2 protein-coding genes and 3 pseudogenes are annotated in these 3,309 nt (G+C 49.6%); 4 read left to right on the top strand and 1 reads right to left on the bottom strand.

The features are described 5' to 3' along the window. Positions 1-145: 145 nt before the first annotated feature. From ACTBDZ_RS16330 to ACTBDZ_RS16315, 4 genes and pseudogenes are all read left to right on the top strand, one after another. Complete coding sequence (locus ACTBDZ_RS16330) at positions 146-343, top strand: YqiA/YcfP family alpha/beta fold hydrolase (protein WP_438816089.1); 198 nt, start codon at positions 146-148, stop codon at positions 341-343. 105 nt (positions 344-448) lie between these two features. Beyond that, positions 449-898 (top strand): annotated as a pseudogene (ycfP, locus tag ACTBDZ_RS16325) (alpha/beta hydrolase YcfP); the annotation flags it as partial. A 297-nt stretch (positions 899-1,195) separates the two neighbouring features. Further along, positions 1,196-2,503, top strand: a complete 1,308-nt coding sequence (locus ACTBDZ_RS16320; protein WP_438816088.1) for an NAD(P)/FAD-dependent oxidoreductase — start codon at positions 1,196-1,198, stop codon at positions 2,501-2,503. 334 nt (positions 2,504-2,837) lie between these two features. After that, positions 2,838-3,185 (top strand): annotated as a pseudogene (locus tag ACTBDZ_RS16315) (glycine zipper 2TM domain-containing protein); the annotation flags it as partial. 54 nt (positions 3,186-3,239) lie between these two features. Here ACTBDZ_RS16315 and ACTBDZ_RS16310 read toward each other — a convergent pair. Beyond that, positions 3,240-3,309: pseudogene (locus ACTBDZ_RS16310) on the bottom strand (surface-adhesin E family protein); the annotation flags it as partial.

Below are 3,309 nucleotides of genomic sequence, written 5' to 3'. Positions count from 1 at the left end.
GCCTTGTTATAGGAGGGCCAGTTAGTGATTTTAAAATTTTGTTTTGCCATGGAGACCTGATTTTGAAACAACTATGGTGATCTGTTCCGATGATTACCCAAACTTTCTATTTATTCAACAAAGCCTCCATCGGGTGATTATCAAAATGCGTCTGCTCGTTGTGATAGGGGGCGACGTCTGGCGTTGGCCGTATCCGGAGGATGAGGTTCAGATGATTATCTACTTGCATGGCTTTGATTCCACTAGCCCTGGCAACCATGAAAAAGTGTTGCAGTTGCAGTTTATTGACCAGGACGTTGAGCTGCTGAGTTGGTCACGTATTCAATGTGTTGCTCCGCAATAAAAATAGTATTCATGCTCTATGTTCTCTTCATGCATTCAGGCTGGTTTTAAACACCTTTTTTGCATGCCAGACTATGTAGCAATACACTCATTGAATACGTGACCGCTGAGTTACAGTACGCTTCATCCCCGGCATGATATGCAACATTTGCTCAAACAAGTCGACAAGCTGATCCAGCGTGCGCAGGACGAGCGTCCGCTGATTTGCGGTGTAGGGTTGGGCGGCTTTTGGGCCGAACGTATCGGCTTTTTATGTGATATTCGCCAGGTCATTTTTAATCCAAATCTGTTCCCGCAAGAGAACATGGCAGGAAAAATCGACAGGCCCGAAGAGTATGCGGACATTGCCACCAAATGTGTCGCTAATTTCCGTGAGAAGAATCGCGATCGCTGTCTGACCGTGCTGTCGCGCAACGATGAAATGCTGGATAGCCAGCGCAGTGCCGCACTGTTGGGATCGTTCTACGAAGTCATTTGGGACGACATCCAGACGCATAAATTCAATAGTATCTCGCCGCATCTTCAGCGCATTAAAGCGTTTAAAACGCTCGGTTAATCGATAACAGCTCTCCCTCTTTTCCCTACCACGGCGTTTGACGTTCCTCGTCTAACGTCGTGTGTCCTATACTGATATCAGCGCCTGCAAAATAATTTGATGAATTCAAAAGGAAATTTTTTGCCGCGAATCAAGAGGATAAAAAATAAATTGATATATATCAATTTTGGTATGACCAAATGACCTTACGTGCTATTCTTCCCACAGATTTGGCATTTAACTTATGATAAACATATGTAATATAATGATATTATTTTTACGCCTTATTAACTATTGGTTCACAATTAGGGGGTCGTTTTGACATCAGCACTTAAAAAAATTGTTATTGTCGGCGGTGGCGCCGGCGGTTTGGAATTAGCCACCAGCCTGGGCCATAAGCTGGGGCGTAAAAGCAAAGCTGAGATCACCTTGGTCGATCGTAATCAAAGTCATTTATGGAAACCGCTGCTGCACGAAGTGGCAACAGGCTCGATGGATGATGACATTGACGCGCTGAGCTATCTGGCGCATGCGCGCAACCATGGCTTCCATTTTCAGTTAGGCACGCTGATGGATATCGATCGTGAAAGTCAGTGTATTCGACTCGCCGAAATCGATAACGATCAGGGTGAAATGCTGGTAGCTGAACGTTCGCTGCCCTATGATATTCTGGTGATCGCGCTGGGCAGTATCTCCAACGATTTCGGCACCACAGGCGTCAAAGACAACTGTATTTTTCTCGACAGCCCCAAACAGGCGCGCCGTTTCCACAATGAAATGCTCAACCTGTTCCTGAAATTCACCTCAAACGCTAATGACGACAAGGAAAAGGTCAACATTGCTATCGTTGGCGGCGGTGCCACTGGGGTGGAACTCTCCGCAGAACTGCATAATGCGGTGAAGCAGCTGCACAGCTACGGTTTTGACGGGCTGGATAATCAGGCACTGAACGTGACGTTGGTAGAAGCTGGGGAGCGCATTTTGCCCGCGTTGCCGCCGCGCATTTCTGCCGCAGCACATCAGGAGTTAACAAATATCGGTGTACGCGTTCTGACCAAAACGATGGTCACGGAAGCGAAACCCGGTGGTTTACACACCAAAGAGGGAGAGTTTATCGAAGCCGATTTGATGGTGTGGGCCGCAGGGATCAAAGCACCCGATGCCATGAAAGAGATCGCCGGTCTGGAAACCAATCGCATCAATCAACTGGTGGTGGAACCGACGCTGCAAACCACGCGCGATCCGAATATCTATGCCATCGGCGATTGCGCATCGTGCCTGCAACCGAGCGGCAGCGTTGTCCCGCCGCGTGCCCAGGCGGCGCACCAGATGGCGACACGTTGCTATCACAATATCCTCGCCCAGCTCAACGGTCAGGCGCTGAAGCCTTATGTTTACAAGGATCACGGTTCACTGGTGTCGCTGTCCAAATTCAGTACCGTAGGCAGCCTGATGGGTAACCTGATGTGTGGATCGGTGATGGTGGAAGGGCGCATTGCGCGCGTGGTGTATATTTCACTGTACCGTATGCACCAGATTGCCTTGCACGGCTACACCAAAACCGGGTTGATGATGCTGGTGGGCGGTATTAACCGCGTGATTCGTCCGCGCTTGAAACTGCATTAACCGACGGGGTTCTACAACGTGCTGCCTGTTGGGGTGGCACGTTATCCGGTCCTGAAGGGCTCAGATTGAGCGCTTTTTCACTCTCAGAATAACATCTCGCCTTAACGCCAATTACCCCTAAGAAAAATCCCAAATAACCGCATTTTATTAACATATCTACGCTTTTGGTTAACTAATCTGATTGTCACTTTTTCTCTTCGAATGCACACTTTTGCCAGTTATCAACGAAACAACGCACGCTGTAATGGCTGATACCGACGTTAAGGGCACTATCCTCTGACGCTCATGTATACAGCGAATAAAGCAGGTGCGAGCGGTCATTCAGGAGGTTTCTGTGAACAAATCCATGTTAGCGGGGGTGGGTATCGGTGTGGCTGCTGCTCTAGGCGTAGCGGCGATAGCCAGCATGGAGGTTTTTTCACCCGAGCCGCAGTTTGCCCAGGTTATCTCGGCAACACCCATTAAAGAAACGGTGAAAACACCGCGTCAGGAGTGCCGTGATGTCAGCGTAACCCATCGTCGTCCGGTGCAAGATGAGAATCGTTTGGCGGGGTCGGTGCTTGGCGCGGTGGCCGGTGGCGTATTGGGTCATCAGGTCGGCGGTGGTCGAGGCAAGGATATTGCCACGGTCGCGGGGGCTTTGGCGGGCGGGTATGCAGGCAATCAGGTTCAGGGCCATATGGGCTTTGTTGAATAAATCAGAACTTGTAACGACTGTGCCCCATCGGGTCGATTGTTACGTGATGCGAATACTGTTCGGCATTCCTAATAGCGTGATCCGGTTAAGCGCTTTGACCATCGCCATG

It is taken from the genome of Symbiopectobacterium sp. (assembly GCF_051710365.1).
Lineage (GTDB): Bacteria > Pseudomonadota > Gammaproteobacteria > Enterobacterales > Enterobacteriaceae > Symbiopectobacterium.
This window is presented reverse-complemented; position numbering and strand designations above follow the sequence as displayed.